Raw genomic sequence first — 16,411 nt, 5'->3', positions numbered from 1 at the left:
CATTAACTGAGTAAATGGAGCATGACATGAAAAAAGGACTCAACAGGATTACAGCCACGCTGGTGGCTGCCGGTTTTGCTTTTGGTGTGCAGGCCGCCGACATCACCATTGCTTATGATGCTGACCCGGTATCCATGGATCCGCACGAGCAGCTCTCCGGTGCAACCCTGGAAATGTCTCACCTGATCTTTGATCCCCTGGTGCGCTGGACCAAGGACTTTAACTTTGATCCCCGTCTTGCCGAAAAGTGGGAGCGGGTGGATGAGAACACCATGCGTTTTTATCTGCGTCAGGGCGTGAAGTTTCACAGCGGGAATGACTTTACCGCCGATGATGTGGTCTGGACCGTGAACCGCCTGAAAGCATCTCCCGACTTTAAAGCCATTTTTGAGCCCTTTGCCGAAGCAAAAAAAGTGGATGATCACACAGTGGATCTGATCACCAAGGGACCCTTCCCGCTGGTACTGAATACCGTTACCTATCTGTTCCCCATGGACAGCAAGTTCTACTCCGGCACCACCGAGGATGGCAAGAACAAGGGCGATGTGGTCAAGCACGGCAGTTCTTTTGCTTCAACCAACCCTTCCGGTACGGGCCCGTTCAAGCTGAAGTTCCGTCAGCAAGGGGTGAAGGTGGAGTATGAGCGCAATGCCGATTACTGGGATAAAAACTCACCCGGTAATGTGAACAACATGACGCTGGTGCCGATTAAGGAAGATGCTACCCGGGTAGCAGCCCTGCTGGCGGGTGATGTGGACTTTATCAAGCCGGTATCGCCCAATGATCACAAGCGGGTTGAGTCAGCCGATGGCGTAAAACTGGTTACCGAGCCCGGCACCCGCATTATTACCTTCCAGATGAATCAGGACCGTTTTGAGCCTTTCAAGGACGTACGTGTACGTCAGGCGGTGAACTATGCCGTTAACCAGGAAGGGATCGTCAAGCGCATTATGCGTGGTTTTGGCACCACCGCCGGCCAGCAGGCTCCGGCGGGCTATGTAGGTCACAACCCGGATCTGGTGCCTCTCTATGATCTGGACAAGGCCAAGGCGCTGATGGCGGAAGCCGGTTATCAGGATGGTTTCAAGATCAGCATGATTGCGCCCAACAACCGCTATGTGAACGACTATCGTATTGCCGAAGCGGTAAAAGCCATGCTGGCGCGCATCAACATTGATGTGGAGCTCAAGACCATGCCGGTGGCTCAGTACTGGCCCGAATTCGACAAGTGTGCCGGTGACATGCTGATGATTGGCTGGCACGCCGATACCGAAGACACCGCCAACTTCTCGGAATTCCTCACCATGACCCGCAATGAGGAAACCGGCCGGGGGCAGTACAACTGTGGCCATTATTCCAACCCGGAGCTGGATCAGCTGATTGAAGCCGCCAATATTGAAACCGACGGCGCAAAGCGTGAAGTCATGCTGCAAAAGGCCGAGAAAATACTTTATGACGATGCCGCCTTTGTGCCCCTGCACTGGCAGGACCTGGCCTGGGGTGCCCGCAATAATGTGAAGGCCGAGCCCATTGTTAACGCCATGGACTTCCCTTATCTGGGTGATCTGGTCATCGAGTAAAACCGGGGCTTAGGGACCGGGGATAAGCCCCGGTCCCACAGTGGGAACTGACAGAATGTTTACTTTTTTACTTAAGCGGGTGTTCCAGGCCCTGGTGGTGATGTTTGTCATCAGCCTGGTTGCCTTTTCGATACAGGACAACCTGGGGGATCCCCTGCGTGAGCTGGTGGGTCAGTCGGTATCGGAAGATGTGCGTCAGCAGATGCGCGATGAAATGGGTCTGAATGATCCTTTTCTGGTGAAATACGGTCGCTTTGTAGGCAATGCGCTGCAGGGAGACTTTGGCACTTCTTATTTCTTTAAGCAGCCGACACTGGAAGTTATCTTCGACAAACTGCCGGCCACTCTCGAACTGGTCTTCTGCGCCAGTATCCTTATTGTTGCACTCAGCATACCGCTGGGCGTGTATTCGGCGATCAAGCCCAGAGCTGTGCTGTCCAGAGTGATTATGGGCACCAGTATTGTCGGGATATCGGTGCCGGTATTTCTGACCGCTATTTTGCTGATGTATGTATTTTCCATTGAGCTCGGCTGGCTGCCTGCCTATGGCCGGGGGGAGCTTACCAGTCCGCTGGGCTGGCAGTCGGGCCTGTTCAACTGGCAAGGGTTCCGTAACCTGATTTTGCCGAGCATTGCATTGTCTTCCATTATGCTGCCGCTGTTTATTCGTCTGGTGCGCTCGGAGATGCTGGAGCAGCTCAGCTCGGAGTATGTGAAGTTTGCCTGGGCCAAGGGGCTGGGAAAATACCGTATCTGGTTTGTGCATGCCCTGAAAAATACCCTGCTGCCGCTGATCACCGTGGGTGGTGTGCAGATCGGTACCATGGTGGCCTACACCATTCTTACCGAAAAAGTATTTCAGTGGCCGGGCATTGGCTTTTTGTTTCTGGAAGCCATTACCCGGGTGGATACGCCGCTTATCACAACGTATGTGATTTTTGTGGGCTTTATCTTTGTGGTGACCAACACCGTCGTTGATTTGATCTACGGCCTGGTAAACCCCACTGTTAACCTGGCAGCAAAGGGATAAGCCGATGAGTTCCGAACTTTCTCAAAGCCGCTGGGCCCGTTTTCGCCAGTCGGACTTTCTTTATTATTTTCTGCGCGACAAGGTCGCCATGTTCAGCTTTGCGGTGTTTGTGGCGCTGGTAGCGGCGGCTTTTCTGTCACCGCTGATTGCTCCGCATAATCCCTATGATCTGGCCACGATTGATATTCTTGACTCAGAACTGCCGCCAAGCTGGCAGGACATGGGAGATGAGCGTTTTCTGCTGGGTACGGATGTGCAGGGGCGGGACATTCTCAGCACGATTCTCTATGGCTCCAGAGTCTCGCTGATCATTGGTCTGGGGGCGGTGGCACTGCAACTGGCTATCGGGATTGTGGTGGGGCTAAGCGCCGGTTATTTTGGCGGTCGTATCGATAACTTTCTGATGCGTATTGCCGATGTGCAGTTGTCCTTCTCCACCATGATGGTCGCCATTATTGTGTCGGCGGTGTTTCAGGCCACGTTGGGCAGTGACTTTTATGCTCAGTATGCAGTGCTGATGCTGGTGGTGATTATCGGTCTGGCCGAATGGCCACAGTATGCCCGTACCATTCGCGCTACCGTGCTGGCGGAGAAGAAAAAAGAATATGTGGAGGCTGCCAGGGTCATGGGCTTTAAGTCCGTGCGGATTATGTTCCGCCATATTCTGCCCAATTGCCTGTCGCCGATTCTGGTGATTTCTACCGTGCAGGTGGCCAATGCCATCATGAGTGAGGCCGCATTGTCTTTCCTTGGTCTTGGCATGCCGGTAGACAAGCCCTCACTGGGCTCACTGATCAGCATGGGGTTTAATTACATTTTTTCCGGCTCCTGGTGGATTACTGCCTTCCCCGGCATGTATCTGGTGGTGCTGGTACTGGTGATAAATCTGCTCGGTGACTGGCTGCGGGATGTGTTTAACCCGAAAATTTACAAGGGGTAAAACAGGCTGTAAGCCGTCAGCTTTAAGCGATAAGTTTGTTCGTTATGGCCGGCAGGCACTGTGTTGTACCTGCCGGCTTTTTTGTGTTTGTCATTCCGGACTTGATCCGGAATCCATGCTGCAGATGTCACCGATAGCTCTGCGCCAGCTAAAGCGGCATCGGTAAACAACACCTGCTTACAGCTGACAGCTGACGGCTTACAGCTCGCGGTGTTTATGGTTATGATCCTTCTCCATATTCACACTTTGTCCGGAGCTTACCTTGCTCGCTGCCCTGTTTTCGCTGTTTTCTCCGCTTTTGCGCCGGCAACTGGCCGGAGTACTTACTCTGGCGGCCATGATGATGATTGCCGCCGGTCTGCTGGGGCTGCCACTGGCACCACACTGGGCGGGGCTGGCGTACTGGTGTGCGGCGGCGTTGCTGTGGCCGGGGCTGGCCAAACGTAACCGCACACAGGCACTGGTATTGTTGCTGGTGGGGGGAGGCTGCCTGCTCTGGAGTGCGGGGCAGGGGGCCAGCATTGATGCGCAGCGTTTGGTAGCCGGCAACAGCGGCCTGCTCTCCATGCTGGTGGCGGTCAGTTTTTTAAGCCTGGTAAGCCGGCCGCAAACTGAAGACGGGCGTGCGCCCAAAGGTAAAAAAGCGCTGGCGTCCACTCTGGCGGCAGTCCATCTGTTTGGCTCGGTGATTAATCTGTCGTCGGTATTTATTATCGGTGATCGACTGGCAAAGCGCGGCAGCGTGACCCGGGAACAGGCACTGGTATTGATCCGTGGCTTTACCGCAGCGGCATTCTGGTCACCGTTTTTTGCCGCCATGGCGGTCTCACTGAGTGTGGCCCCGGAGGCCCGGCTGGCTACGTTATGGCTGGTCAGCATGCCGCTGGCGTTATGCAGCTTGTTACTGACCGGCTGGCAGTTAAGTTATCAGCCGGTAAATGAAGACAATGCACCGGTCAGTGATTTTACCGGCTACCCGCTGCACGCCGGTGGTTTACTGTTACCGGGGTTGCTGGCAGCAGCAGTACTGGCATTACATCAGTGGCAGCCGGCCTTATCCATTCTGGCAGTGATCACCTTGATGGCACCGGCACTGACTCTGGTTATTCTTGCCCTTAAACGGCAACAACCTGTCGCCTCGGTGGGCGGACTGATAAAAAACCGGTTGCCACAAATGGGCAACGAGCTGGTGCTGTTCCTGGCGGCCGGCGTGCTGGGATATGGTCTGGAGGTTCTGTTTGCCAGCCTGGGGGGCAGCCTGCCACTGACTCACTTTGGCGCCTGGGAGGCAAGCCTGACTTATCTGGCTACTATCGTGCTGTCGCTGCTCGGCATTCATCCCATTATCTGCATTTCGCTGGCAGGAGCGCTGTTAATGCCGCTTGAGCCCAACCATACTTTACTGGCGCTGGTGTTTTTATCGTCCTGGGCGGTGGGTACTTCCACCGGGCCGCTGTCGGGGATTAATCTGGCGTTTCAGGGGCGATACGGACTGGACTCGTTCCGTATTATGCGCTGGAACCTAGGGTATGCGGTGACGATGTCGGTGCTGGTCGTTGCGGCAATTTTTGTGCTTGCCGGCTTGCTCGGGCTGGTATAACCCTGTCTGGGGTGTCACAATCCTGTTCTGAAGATCGGGCTGTGTTGGAGCCTGCAGGAGATAAACGTGAAATTTATCTGGCTTAAGGTGTTGCTGACCGTGGTGATCTTTGCCGGCCTGTTTGGCTGGGTGTATTACAAGGTCGCCAACGGCGGTATCTGAATGCACTGGTCTGGCCGCCGACACTTGCTGAAGGTGCGGTATGGCAAGGAAAGTGTGGCAGAAAATGCGGGGCCGGAGTGTAAAGAGTATTCTGCACAAAAAACACACGCAAACCCGCTCTGGCTATTTGCGCAGGGGCGGGTTCTACTGCATAATGTGCGCCTCGAAATCTGAGGTGCGGTGTGCTGGTACTCTTTCGCATGCTCCGTCTACTTCTTTAATCAACCATATAAAGTTGCATCATGTCTGACTTATCACATTACAGAAACATCGGTATTTTTGCTCACGTTGACGCGGGTAAGACCACCACTACCGAACGTATCCTCAAGCTGACCGGTAAAATTCACAAAGCGGGCGAAACCCACGACGGTGAATCCACCACTGACTTCATGGAGCAGGAAGCTGAGCGTGGTATTACCATCCAGTCTGCTGCTGTAAGCTGCTTCTGGAAAGGTCACCGTTTCAACGTTATCGACACTCCCGGACACGTTGACTTTACCGTTGAAGTATACCGTTCACTGAAAGTACTGGACGGCGGTATCGGCGTATTCTGTGGTTCCGGCGGCGTTGAGCCCCAGTCCGAAACCAACTGGCGCTATGCCAACGAATCCGGCGTTGCCCGTATCATCTTCGTGAACAAGCTGGACCGTCTGGGTGCCGACTTCCTGCGCGTAGTTCAGCAGACCCGCGACGTACTGGCCGCCAACCCGGTAGTCATGGTACTGCCCATCGGTCGTGAAGACGAGTTCAAGGGTGTGGTTGACCTGCTGACCCGTAAGGCCTACATCTGGGACGACTCCGGTGATGCCGACAACTACGTTGTTGAAGACGTACCGGCCGACATGGTTGATCAGGTTGAAGAATACCGCGAAATGCTGGTTGAAAGCGCCGTTGAGCAAGACGACGACCTGATGGAAGCCTACATGGAAGGTGAAGAGCCCTCCATCGAAGACATCAAGCGTTGTATCCGTAAGGGTACCCGCACCATGGCCATCTTCCCGGCTTACTGTGGCTCTGCGTTCAAGAACAAGGGCATGCAGCTGGTGCTGGACGCCGTGAACGATTACCTGCCGAGCCCGACCGAAGTTGATCCGCAGCCGCTGACCGACGAAGAAGGCAACGAGACCGGCGAGTTCGCCATTGTTGACGCCGACGCCCCGCTGAAAGCGCTGGCGTTCAAGATCATGGACGACCGTTTCGGTGCCCTGACCTTCGTTCGTATTTACTCCGGCCGTCTGAAGAAGGGTGATACCATCCTGAACAGCGCTACCGGCAAGACCGAGCGTATCGGCCGCATGGTAGAAATGCAGGCTGACGAGCGTACTGAGCTGGATTCTGCCCAGGCGGGTGACATCATCGCCATCATCGGCATGAAGAACGTGCAGACCGGTCACACCCTGTGTGACGTGAAGCACCCCTGCACCCTGGAAGCCATGGTGTTCCCCGAGCCGGTAATCTCCATCGCTGTTGCGCCGAAAGACAAAGGCGGTTCCGAGAAGATGGGCGTGGCCATCGGTAAAATGGTTGCCGAAGATCCGTCTTTCCGCGTTGAAACCGACGAAGATTCCGGTGAAACCATCCTGAAAGGCATGGGTGAACTGCACCTGGACATCAAGGTAGACATCCTGAAGCGTACCTACGGCGTTGAGCTGACTGTAGGTGAGCCGCAGGTAGCCTACCGCGAAACCATCACCGCTCAGGTAGAAGACAGCTACACCCACAAGAAGCAGTCTGGTGGTTCCGGTCAGTACGGTAAAATTGACTACATCATCCGTCCGGGTGAGCCGAACACCGGTCTGGTGTTCAAGTCTTCCGTAGTGGGTGGTAACGTACCGAAGGAATTCTGGCCTGCCATTGAAAAGGGTATTGCCAGCATGATGAACACCGGTACCATCGCCGGCTTCCCGGTGCTGGACATCGAGTTCGAACTGATCGACGGTGCCTACCACGCGGTTGACTCCTCTGCCATCGCGTTCGAAATCGCCGCCAAGGGTGCCTTCCGTCAGTCTCTGCCGAAGGCCAGCCCGCAGCTGCTGGAGCCGATCATGAAGGTTGACGTGTTCACTCCGGAAGATCACGTGGGTGACGTTATCGGTGACCTGAACCGTCGTCGCGGTATGATCAAGGATCAGAACGCTGGCGTGACCGGTGTACGTATCAAGGCTGACGTACCCCTGTCCGAAATGTTCGGTTACATCGGTTCTCTGCGTACCATGACTTCTGGCCGTGGCCAGTTCTCCATGGAATTCTCTCACTACGCTCCTTGCCCGGCCAACGTGTCCGAGAAAGTGGTAGCTCAGGTGAAAGAGCGCAAGGCTGCTGAAGCCAAGAAGTAAGTTCGGCTAACCCCGGTTACTTCGATAAAAACCGCTGCTCCGGCAGCGGTTTTTTTATGCCTGCTGTTTTCTTGCCGAAATGGACGGTTTTCACCCTGCTGTCCAGACTGATAAGAGTTGTCCGGAAAATCCGGGCCGAACCAGCAGGAGCCATGAATGGCAGTGTCACAAATTACTCAGCCGGATCCCCTGGGATTTATTACCGAGGTGCACGGGCCTGTGGCAGTGGTGGCCTGCGAGCGCTTGCCGCCGCTGCGTCAGGCGTTGTACGCCTGCATTGGCCGGGAAAACTGTCTGTTTGAGGTGCACCAGCATCTCGATGAGCATCATGTACGTGCGGTGACCCTGCATCGCAGCAGCGGTCTGCATCGGGGGATGGCCGTCTTCGACACCGGCGCTCCCCTGCATGTGCCGGTGTCGCCGCTATGCCTGGGGCGATTGCTTAATACCTTTGGTGAGCCCCTGGACGGTGGCGAGCCACTTCCTGCCGACGACTACCGTAATATTCATCAGCACCTGCCGCCCCTTACCGAATCGGTGGGAGTGGGCGAGGTGCTGCCTACCGGCATCAAGGTGATCGACTTGCTGTGTCCTTTCGTCAAAGGCGGTAAAACCGGCCTGTTTGGCGGTGCCGGGGTAGGGAAAACCGTACTGATTATGGAGTTTATGCACGCCGTGGCTACCCTGCATCAGGGGGTATCGGTGTTTGCCGGGGTGGGCGAGCGGATTCGCGAGGGACACGAGCTCTGGCATGAGCTCCGTCATGCCGGTGTGCTGCCGCAAACCATGATGATGTTTGGCCAGATGGATGAGCCTTCCGGCGTACGCTTTCGCGTAGGGCTGGCAGCGCTGACCTATGCCGAATATTTGCGTGACGTCATGCAAAAGGAAGTGCTGTTCGTAATGGACAACGTGTTCCGTTTTGTCCAGGCGGGCAGCGAGGTGTCCAGCCTGCTCGGACGTATGCCCGCCACCGTGGGTTATCAGCCCACCTTGATCACCGAGGTGGCAGAGCTGGAAGATCGCATTCTGTCCACCGCCCACGGTGCCATTACCTCGGTACAGGCGGTGTATGTACCTGCCGACGACATGACGGATCCGGCGGTGACCGCCATTCTCAGCCATCTCGACACCACGGTGATTCTGTCCCGGGAGCAGGCGGGCAAGGGTATTTATCCTGCCGTTGATCCCTTGCAGTCGAGCAGCCGGCTGATGGACCGCCATACGCTCGGGGCGCGTCACTACGACATAGCCGAAGGGGTTCGCGAGCACCTGGCCCGCTACCGGGAGCTGGAAGACATTATCACCATGCTGGGGGTGGAAGAATTGTCGAACCGGGACCGGCTGGTGGTAACCCGGGCACGTCGCCTGCAGCACTATCTGACCCAGCCGTTCTGGGCGGCGTCGACCCACACCGGTATCGACGGCGTCACCGTGCCGGTGGCCGGCACCATTGACGACTGTGAAGGTTTTTTACTCGGTCGCTTTGACGAGGTGCCCGAGGCCAGCTGCTATATGCGTGGCACCATGCCGGCTGGTGCGGCATGACTCCCTTTACCCTGATAGTACAGGACGCCAGTCACGACGAGACCTTTGAGGACGTCACCGGTTTTGTGGGGGAAGACGACTCCGGCAGTTTTTCGTTGCTGGCACACCATGCCCCCATGGTGACCGTACTGGCCGTGGGGCTGGCCCGGTTTCGTACCGGCGAGGAGCTCTGGCATTACCTGGCACTGCCCGGTGCGGTGCTGCTTTTTGAGCACAATGTACTGACGCTGAGCACCCGGCGTTATCTGATGGATGACGACTATCAGCGCATCAGTGAAGCTTTGCAGCAACGGCTGCTGGCGGAAGAAGAAGCCCTGCACGGCATGAAGGAAAGCCTGCGCCGGCTGGAAGACGAATGCCTGCAGCGCATGTGGGAGCTGAGCCGGCACGGAGGAGGTCCGCTGCCATGAACGAGCATAAGGATCTGCGCAAGCGGGTGGAGCGCCAGGCCAGACGCATGAAGCAGGCCGAACGCGACAGGCCCACCCTGCTGGGGCAGACCATTTACATGGGCACGGTGGGGCTGCTGATGGTGCTGCCAGTGGTGGCCGGTGCTTTTCTGGGGCACTGGCTTGACGGCCTGGCGGAAGGCTACTCGGTACGCTGGACCGTAAGCCTGATAGTGCTGGGCGTGGTGATGGGGGCAGTGAACATTTATCTCTTTATCACAAGGTGAGCCTATGGCCGCGAATGAACTTGCCATTGAGCCGGTATTGACCCTGGGGCCACTGGCCATTACCGGCACCGTGATCACCACATGGGTGATTATGGCGGTGCTGGCACTGGCCGCCTGGCTGATGTCGCGCCGGCTGAGACTGGAACCCGGGCCGCTGCAAACCGCCCTGGAAGGCGTGGTGTCGGTCATGGAAGCGGCCATTGCAGAGGTGGAGCCAAAGCATTACCGGGTGTTGCTGCCTTTTGTTGGCACCTTGTGGATTTTTCTGGTGGTGGCCAACCTGTGCAGTTTGATCCCGGGGGTGCATTCGCCCACCCGGGATCTGTCGGCTACCGCTGCCCTGGCGCTGTTGGTGTTTGTGTTCACTCATTGGGTTGCCATTCGTATCAGCGGGCTGGGCTATTTACGCCACTATCTGGCCCCCAGTCCGATATTGCTGCCGTTTCATATCATTAGTGAGCTTACCCGTACCGTGGCGCTGGCGGTGCGGCTGTTTGGCAACATGATGAGCCTGGAAATGGCGGCGCTGCTGATTTTGATGGTGGCCGGCTTTCTGGCTCCGGTGCCGATCCTGATGTTGCACGTGATAGAGGCGCTGGTTCAGGCCTATATTTTTGGCATGCTGGCGCTGATCTACGTGGCCGGCAGCATTCAGTCCAGACCATCCTTACAAGCCGAGGAGTAAGCCCATGGATGTGAGTACCTTTAGCCTGGCGTCTACCCTGGTGGCGGCCATTGGCATTGCCCTGGGAGTGATGATGCCTGCCATTGCCATGGGCATGGCCATCAGCCGTGCCCTGGATGCCCTGGCCCGCCAGCCCGAGGCGGAAAAAGCCATTATGCGTACCCTGTTTATTGGCCTGGCGATGATTGAATCCCTGGCCATTTATGTACTGGTAGTGGTGCTGATCATTATGTTCCGCAACCCGCTGCTGGAATATGTGCTGCCGTAATGGCCAGGTAGTCATGCGCAGGAGGCGAGCCCATGGAAGTGAGCTGGAGCACCTTTATTCTTGAGATCGTCAATTTTGTGGTGCTGGTGTGGATCCTCAAACATTTTCTGTACCGGCCGGTGCTCGATATCATCGCCCGCCGGAAAGCCGCCATTGACAGGACGCTGAGCGAAGCCGGCACCCTGAAAACCGAAGCTGCCAATATGCGCCGGCAATACGAAGGGCGGCTGGATGCGTGGGAGCAGGAGCGCCAGGCCGCACGGGATACGCTGAACAGTGAAATGGAGGCGAAACGTCACGAGTGCCTGCAAAAGCTGGAAGCCGAGCTGGCCGCCGCCCGTCAGCGGGCTGAGGTTGCCGATGCCCGGCGGCTGGCAGAAGCCCGGCGCACCATGGAGGTGACCGCTCTGCAGCAGGGGGCGGCCTTTGCTGCCAGGCTGCTGCGGCTGGGAGCCGGAGCTGACACCCAGTGCCGGCTGCTGCAGTTGCTGCTGGATGAACTGAACGAACTTCCGCCCGAAACAGCCAAAGCCATTCGCCAGCAATACGGTGAGAGCAAAGGGGATGCGCTAGTCCACAGCGCGCTGCCGCTCTCCGCTGAGCAGCGTCAGGCGCTGGAGCTGGCCCTGAACGGGCTGCTGCCCGCCGGAACGTCCCTTCGTTTTGATACCGAACCGGCCCTGCTGGCAGGCGTGCGTATTACCGTAGGTGCCTGGCAGCTGGGGGCCAATGTGCAGGACGAACTGCACGGCTTTGCGGAGCTGGCCCGCCATGAATGATTTCCCCAATCACTCCCTGCTGGAGCGGCAGGCACGCTGGCTGCGCCATTACCGCCCCGCACTCCGGGTTAATGAGCTGGGCCGGGTGGTCTCGGTAGGTGACGGCATCGCCTGGGTAGCCGGGTTGTCTTCGGCGGCCATTGATGAACTGCTGCTGTTTGCCGACGGCAGCCGGGCCATGGTATTCGACATTACCGACAGCATGATTGGTGCCGTGCTGCTGAGTGATACACCGGCGCTGACCGCCGGCATTGGCGTGCGGGGCAGCGGGCATACCCTGAGCATTGCCGCCGGCGATGAACTGCTGGGGCGTATTGTGGATCCGCTGGGGGTGCCGCAGGACGACCGTCCGCCGCCGGGCAACACCCGGCGTCAGCCCCTTGAACCGCCGTCCCCCCCGATTATTGCCCGGGAGTTTGTACACCAGCCGCTGTATACCGGCATTAAAATTATCGACACCATGATCCCCATCGGCCGGGGTCAGCGTCAGTTGCTGATTGGTGATGAAGGGCTGGGACGCAGCTCGCTGGCGCTGGACACGGTGATTAATCAGCGGGAGCAGAATGTTTACTGCGTGTATGTGCTGATCGGCCAGAAGCGATCTACCGTGGTGAACACCATTGAAATATTGCGGGAGCAGGGTGCCCTGGATTACACCGTGGTGGTGGTGGCGGAAGCCAGTGCGTTGCCCGGCCTGCAACACCTGGCTCCCTTTGCCGGTTGCGCCCTGGCCGAATACTGGATGCAGCAGGGCAGGGATGTGCTGGTGGTGTATGACGATCTTTCCAGCCATGCCAAAACCTACCGGGAGTTGTCGCTGTTGCTGCGCCGGCCACCGGGGCGGGAAGCCTTTCCCGGTGACATTTTTTCGGTGCATGCCCGGCTGCTGGAGCGGGCCACCTGCCTCAATGCCGCTTATGGCGGCGGCAGCATGACGGCACTGCCGGTGATTGAAACCCAACTTGGCGAAATTGCCGCTTACATTCCTACTAACCTGATATCCATTACCGACGGCCAGGTGTATCTGGATCGCACCCTGTTTGCCGGCGGTTTTCGCCCGGCTATCGACATTGGCCGTTCGGTGTCGCGCATTGGCGGCCAGGCCCAGCATGCCTGCATCAAGCAGGAGGCCGGACGCATGAAGCTCGATTATCTGCAGTTTATGGAGCTGGAAGTGTTTACCCGCTTTGGTGCCCGGCTGGAGGCCTCGATGGAAGCGGCCATTCACCGGGGACGGATATTGCGGGAAATTCTCAAGCAGGAGAGGCTTTCTCCCTTGCCGGTAACAGCTCAGATGGCCTGGCTGGTAGCTTTTAACGACGGTACGTTCGACCATACCGGGCCGGAGCAGGCCCGGGAGCGGCTGGCCGCCCTGCTGCAGGTGGTTGAAGGTGGCGAGCTCACCCTCGACAGTCCGCGTGAACAGTGGCAGGCGCTGGTGAAGGCCGTTTTCAGGGAGCCCGGGGGATGAGCCTGCGCCGGGAGCTGGAGCACCACCGCCACAGTCTGGGAGAGATAAGGGAGATCATGAACTCCATGAAAACCCTGGCCTACATGGAAACCCGCAAACTGGCCCGGCTGATTGAAGCCCAGCAGACGGTGGTGACCAGCATGGCCGGGGCCACCGCCAGAGTGATGGCCGGCTACCCCGGCGTGTTGCCAGCCATGGCTCCCTCTGCCTCGGTCATGTTGCTGGTGGGCAGCGAACGGGGTTTTTGCGGCGATTTCAATCATGCCCTGCTGGCGCGGCTGCCACCGGTACTGGACGAAGATAAGGGGAGAATTCCGCACCTGGTGGCCGTGGGGCGCAAGCTGAATATGCTGCTGGAGCAGGAGCAGTACGATGGTATTTTCCTTGAGGGGGCCAGTACTGCGGATGAAATTCCCGCGGTGCTGACCCGGCTGACAACCGGGCTGACCAGCCTCAAGCAGGAAGGTGCGTTCGCGTTGCACGCTTTGTATCACAACGCCAGCGGCGAGCTGGTGCAACGGCAATTGCTGCCGCCCTTTACCGGCATCACTCCGGCCTGTGGCAATGCCTTCCCCCCGGTGATTAACCTGGCCCCCGTCACGTTGCTGGCGAGTCTTTCGGAGCATTATCTGTTTGCGCTGCTGCACGCCATGCTCTGTGGCTCGCTGTATGCTGAAAACCATCAGCGTGTAACCCATATGGAGGGGGCGGTAAATCACCTGGATGAAGCAGCCGAGCGGCTGAAGCTGCGTTTTAACGCCCTGCGCCAGGAAGAGATCACCGAAGAAATTGAAGTGATCCTGCTGAATGCCGCCAATCTGGAAGGGGGGAGGCAGTGATTGCTGAGTATTAATAGCGTTGAGCGCACTATGCTTAACAAGAACACCCGCACGACGAACGCCCGCATGAGTGTCCGCCTTCTTAAACTCCAGCAGAGGAGTATTAACGATGAAGTTTCATGCAATGCGATCCCTTCATGTCCCGTTGTTGTCCATTCTGGCACTGCTGACCTGCCTGAGCCTCTCTGCTCAGGAGAGCGCCGGCGAGCAAACGGAATCCCTCTATCAGCGCCTTGGTGGTCTGGTGCCGATCTCGGTGGTGGTGAGTGACTTTATTGATGTGGTGGTGGACGATGACATAATTAACGCCAACCCGGCGGTAAAGGCTGCGCGCACCAGGGCGCCGGCACCTTATCTCAGCTATCAGGTGACCGCGCAGGTCTGCTACGTAACCGGTGGCCCCTGCCAGTACCTGGGCCGCTCAATGAAAGAGGCTCACGGCCACCTTAATATTACCGAAGCGGAATGGGCACACATGGTTGCCCTGTTTGAAGGTGTGCTCGACCAGCATCAGGTGCCGGCCCGTGAGCGACAGGAGCTGCTGGATATTGTTGCCTCTACCAAGGGCGAGATTGTCATGGCTCCGTAAGCAGACCGGCGTTATGGTTCCGAGTTACCCATGCCCCGCAAGTGCGGGGCATGTTTTATGCTCCCGGGCATGATTTGCCGTTAAGCGGGAGTTCCTGCTCCAGGCTCTGCTGCGGCATATTGGTCCTGCCTGGCAATTTGCACCGCTGTTCGCCTTTTTTGCAATTGCAACCCGGGCCGGCGATAGCCAGAATAGATGCTTTCAGCCCTGTGGTGGCAGGAGCGGCGGCCTGTAACGCCCGGGCGGTAGCGTGCCTGTTCGTTTAGCAAAATGTGTGGTTTTTATGTGTATCCGGCCAGTGATAACCGCACTTTGAGCACTTTTGTTCTCATTTTTGCTCATCCGATGTCTCGATTGGCAGTTATCTGAAAAGTTAACGTATATAAATCAGATGCTTATAAACAGGTCTTGAAATAATTCAGGACGTGTGTCCGGAGTTATTGAGATGTCTTGAATTCACACACGCAAATAGCGTGCTGGGCACTGTTTTTGTTTTTTAAATCAGAGTGTTAATCTTAATTTTTATGTGGTGTCTGGCTGCGGGTTATTGAGCCGGGTCAATATACAACTGTTATGCGGAACCGGGAATCGAGTAATGGGTGTACTTTGGACAACGTATCCTCTGAACGATGAAATGACGGAGTGGCTTGACTCCCTTGAGGTGCCCTATCCAAAAACACCATCAAGATTCCCGACTGGCCGTGAAGTTAAAGATGCGATAGCCGAGCTAAGCGGTGTCAAAGTTACTATTCGAGACTATGGTGTCGGGGCAACATGGCAGGCTTGGTTGGAGTCGGAGTCAAAGCCAGATGAGTTATGGACTTTGCTCAACATCACCAACTATTCGGGCGACAATGAGCTACAAGAAATATGGTTTGAAAAAGGTCATGATCACCTGATAAAGCAGGTTTTAGCTGTAATTTGTAATAAGTGCGGGCCCTTAGTTTTAATACCTGACACAGGCGGAGATCCAGAGGTTGTCGGCGCATAACAAGCACAAGCAAGGGACCAATGTAGTTCCCCCGTTTTAGTGGACACCTCAGTCAAACGAAGACGAGGTGAGAAATGCCAGCGTACAAGAACCAGAAGAAGACTCGGCAATACACGAATGAATTCAAGGTCAGAGCCGTTAAGCTGACGTACCTGAGCGGGAGAAGTGTGAAGGGCGTAGCGGAGTCTCTGGACATTCATCCCTTCATGTTGTCACGATGGCGCAAAGAGTATCGAGAAGGAAAGATCGTGGCGGACAAACGCAGGAAAGCGGAAAGCAAGCCGAAAGCTCTGAGCGAAAACGAACGGATCCGTAACCTGGAAAAACAGGTTGCTGAGCTGAAGGAGGAAAACGACCTGCTAAAAAAGTGGCAACGGTTTCTCGCGGAGGAACGCAAGAACGGTTCCGGTTTGTAGCTCAGCACCGTTTTCACTATGGTGTACGACGTTTGTGCCGTTTTCTGAACGTGTCCGCCAGCGGCTTCTATGCGTGGCAACAACGTAAAATGAGCCGGCGTGACCAGGCCAATGAGGAACTGATAGAGCAAATAAAACGGACTTTCACCGCAAGCAGAGAAACCTATGGTAGCCCCAGGGTTCATCAAGCTCTGAAGCGACAAGGTATTCATGTCGGCAGAAAGCGTGTTGAGCGGCTGATGCGGGAAGCCGGGTTGAAAGCGCGCGTCGCCCGGGTGTATCGCAAGGTAGCTGGATTGCATCGTTTTTATCAGAAGTCGGTGAATCTACGTAAAGACCTGCCAAAGCCGACAGCTCCCAATCAACATTGGGCTGCGGATCTGACCTACATCCGGGTCGGTTCACGCTGGCTATACCTTGCCGCCGTCATCGACCTGTATTCTCGCCGTGTCGTGGGATGGTCACTGGGCAAGCGTAAAACGGTATCTCTGACGCAAGCAT

Annotated in this window: 17 protein-coding genes; all 17 read left to right on the top strand. The window is 56.7% G+C overall.

What is annotated here, in order from left to right; translation table 11 throughout:
• Positions 1 to 26: 26 nt before the first annotated feature.
• On the top strand, positions 27 to 1,580 hold the full coding sequence (locus B6S09_RS15230; RefSeq protein WP_094279355.1) for an ABC transporter substrate-binding protein: 1,554 nt from the start codon (positions 27 to 29) through the stop codon (positions 1,578 to 1,580).
• A gap of 55 nt (positions 1,581 to 1,635) precedes the next feature.
• Positions 1,636 to 2,610, top strand: coding sequence for an ABC transporter permease (locus B6S09_RS15225; RefSeq protein ID WP_094279354.1), 975 nt, complete (start codon positions 1,636 to 1,638; stop codon positions 2,608 to 2,610).
• A 4-nt stretch (positions 2,611 to 2,614) separates the two neighbouring features.
• Positions 2,615 to 3,550: an ABC transporter permease gene (locus tag B6S09_RS15220; RefSeq protein WP_094279353.1), complete on the top strand. Its 936-nt coding sequence runs from the start codon at positions 2,615 to 2,617 to the stop codon at positions 3,548 to 3,550.
• A 262-nt stretch (positions 3,551 to 3,812) separates the two neighbouring features.
• The gene (locus B6S09_RS15215) at positions 3,813 to 5,150 is read left to right on the top strand and encodes a hypothetical protein (RefSeq protein WP_094279352.1); all 1,338 of its coding nucleotides are present in this window, start codon (positions 3,813 to 3,815) and stop codon (positions 5,148 to 5,150) included.
• A 404-nt stretch (positions 5,151 to 5,554) separates the two neighbouring features.
• On the top strand, positions 5,555 to 7,648 hold the full coding sequence (gene fusA, locus B6S09_RS15210; RefSeq protein WP_094279351.1) for an elongation factor G: 2,094 nt from the start codon (positions 5,555 to 5,557) through the stop codon (positions 7,646 to 7,648).
• 156 nt (positions 7,649 to 7,804) lie between these two features.
• Positions 7,805 to 9,196: a F0F1 ATP synthase subunit beta gene (atpD, locus tag B6S09_RS15205; protein WP_094279350.1), complete on the top strand. Its 1,392-nt coding sequence runs from the start codon at positions 7,805 to 7,807 to the stop codon at positions 9,194 to 9,196.
• On the top strand, positions 9,193 to 9,606 hold the full coding sequence (locus B6S09_RS15200; RefSeq protein WP_094279349.1) for a F0F1 ATP synthase subunit delta/epsilon: 414 nt from the start codon (positions 9,193 to 9,195) through the stop codon (positions 9,604 to 9,606). Before atpD ends, B6S09_RS15200 begins: the two co-directional genes overlap by 4 nt.
• A complete protein-coding gene (locus B6S09_RS15195; protein ID WP_094279348.1) occupies positions 9,603 to 9,872 on the top strand; it encodes an AtpZ/AtpI family protein in 270 nt (89 codons plus the stop codon). The genes B6S09_RS15200 and B6S09_RS15195 overlap by 4 nt, the downstream gene beginning before the upstream one ends.
• Before the next feature lie 4 nt (positions 9,873 to 9,876).
• On the top strand, positions 9,877 to 10,557 hold the full coding sequence (locus B6S09_RS15190) for a F0F1 ATP synthase subunit A (protein ID WP_094279347.1): 681 nt from the start codon (positions 9,877 to 9,879) through the stop codon (positions 10,555 to 10,557).
• Between the two features lie 4 nt (positions 10,558 to 10,561).
• On the top strand, positions 10,562 to 10,825 hold the full coding sequence (locus B6S09_RS15185; RefSeq protein ID WP_094279346.1) for an ATP synthase subunit C-like protein: 264 nt from the start codon (positions 10,562 to 10,564) through the stop codon (positions 10,823 to 10,825).
• 32 nt (positions 10,826 to 10,857) lie between these two features.
• Entirely contained in the window at positions 10,858 to 11,604 is a 747-nt protein-coding gene (locus B6S09_RS15180) for a F0F1 ATP synthase subunit delta (RefSeq protein WP_094279345.1), read from the top strand.
• Positions 11,597 to 13,075 carry a F0F1 ATP synthase subunit alpha gene (locus B6S09_RS15175; RefSeq protein WP_094279344.1) on the top strand — a complete coding sequence of 493 codons (1,479 nt, stop codon included), beginning with the start codon at positions 11,597 to 11,599 and terminating at the stop codon, positions 13,073 to 13,075. Before B6S09_RS15180 ends, B6S09_RS15175 begins: the two co-directional genes overlap by 8 nt.
• Complete coding sequence (locus B6S09_RS15170) at positions 13,072 to 13,914, top strand: F0F1 ATP synthase subunit gamma (protein ID WP_094279343.1); 843 nt, start codon at positions 13,072 to 13,074, stop codon at positions 13,912 to 13,914. Before B6S09_RS15175 ends, B6S09_RS15170 begins: the two co-directional genes overlap by 4 nt.
• 109 nt (positions 13,915 to 14,023) lie before the next feature.
• A complete protein-coding gene (locus tag B6S09_RS15165; RefSeq protein ID WP_208321771.1) occupies positions 14,024 to 14,503 on the top strand; it encodes a group I truncated hemoglobin in 480 nt (159 codons plus the stop codon).
• A gap of 595 nt (positions 14,504 to 15,098) precedes the next feature.
• Positions 15,099 to 15,494 carry a hypothetical protein gene (locus B6S09_RS15160; RefSeq protein ID WP_094279342.1) on the top strand — a complete coding sequence of 132 codons (396 nt, stop codon included), beginning with the start codon at positions 15,099 to 15,101 and terminating at the stop codon, positions 15,492 to 15,494.
• Between the two features lie 74 nt (positions 15,495 to 15,568).
• On the top strand, positions 15,569 to 15,910 hold the full coding sequence (locus B6S09_RS15155; protein ID WP_094279341.1) for a transposase: 342 nt from the start codon (positions 15,569 to 15,571) through the stop codon (positions 15,908 to 15,910).
• Positions 15,862 to 16,411, top strand: a 550-nt coding sequence (locus B6S09_RS15150; protein ID WP_141201992.1) for an IS3 family transposase, incomplete at its 3' end; no start/stop codon positions are given. The genes B6S09_RS15155 and B6S09_RS15150, both read left to right, overlap by 49 nt.

It is taken from the genome of Oceanimonas baumannii, from assembly GCF_002245495.1.
Lineage (GTDB): Bacteria > Pseudomonadota > Gammaproteobacteria > Enterobacterales > Aeromonadaceae > Oceanimonas > Oceanimonas baumannii.
Note: the sequence above shows the minus strand (reverse complement) of the source record. Positions and strands in the feature narration are given on the sequence as shown.

Bases quoted from the DNA above. Each gene is read 5' to 3' on its own strand.
- B6S09_RS15230 (WP_094279355.1), top strand. From the start codon at position 27: ATGAAAAAAGGACTCAACAGGATTACAGCCACGCTGGTGGCTGCCGGT.
- B6S09_RS15225 (WP_094279354.1), top strand. From the start codon at position 1,636: ATGTTTACTTTTTTACTTAAGCGGGTGTTCCAGGCCCTGGTGGTGATG.
- B6S09_RS15220 (WP_094279353.1), top strand. From the start codon at position 2,615: ATGAGTTCCGAACTTTCTCAAAGCCGCTGGGCCCGTTTTCGCCAGTCG.
- fusA (WP_094279351.1), top strand. From the start codon at position 5,555: ATGTCTGACTTATCACATTACAGAAACATCGGTATTTTTGCTCACGTT.
- atpD (WP_094279350.1), top strand. From the start codon at position 7,805: ATGGCAGTGTCACAAATTACTCAGCCGGATCCCCTGGGATTTATTACC.
- B6S09_RS15200 (WP_094279349.1), top strand. From the start codon at position 9,193: ATGACTCCCTTTACCCTGATAGTACAGGACGCCAGTCACGACGAGACC.
- B6S09_RS15195 (WP_094279348.1), top strand. From the start codon at position 9,603: ATGAACGAGCATAAGGATCTGCGCAAGCGGGTGGAGCGCCAGGCCAGA.
- B6S09_RS15190 (WP_094279347.1), top strand. From the start codon at position 9,877: ATGGCCGCGAATGAACTTGCCATTGAGCCGGTATTGACCCTGGGGCCA.
- B6S09_RS15185 (WP_094279346.1), top strand. From the start codon at position 10,562: ATGGATGTGAGTACCTTTAGCCTGGCGTCTACCCTGGTGGCGGCCATT.
- B6S09_RS15180 (WP_094279345.1), top strand. From the start codon at position 10,858: ATGGAAGTGAGCTGGAGCACCTTTATTCTTGAGATCGTCAATTTTGTG.
- B6S09_RS15175 (WP_094279344.1), top strand. From the start codon at position 11,597: ATGAATGATTTCCCCAATCACTCCCTGCTGGAGCGGCAGGCACGCTGG.
- B6S09_RS15170 (WP_094279343.1), top strand. From the start codon at position 13,072: ATGAGCCTGCGCCGGGAGCTGGAGCACCACCGCCACAGTCTGGGAGAG.
- B6S09_RS15165 (WP_208321771.1), top strand. From the start codon at position 14,024: ATGAAGTTTCATGCAATGCGATCCCTTCATGTCCCGTTGTTGTCCATT.
- B6S09_RS15160 (WP_094279342.1), top strand. From the start codon at position 15,099: ATGGGTGTACTTTGGACAACGTATCCTCTGAACGATGAAATGACGGAG.
- B6S09_RS15155 (WP_094279341.1), top strand. From the start codon at position 15,569: ATGCCAGCGTACAAGAACCAGAAGAAGACTCGGCAATACACGAATGAA.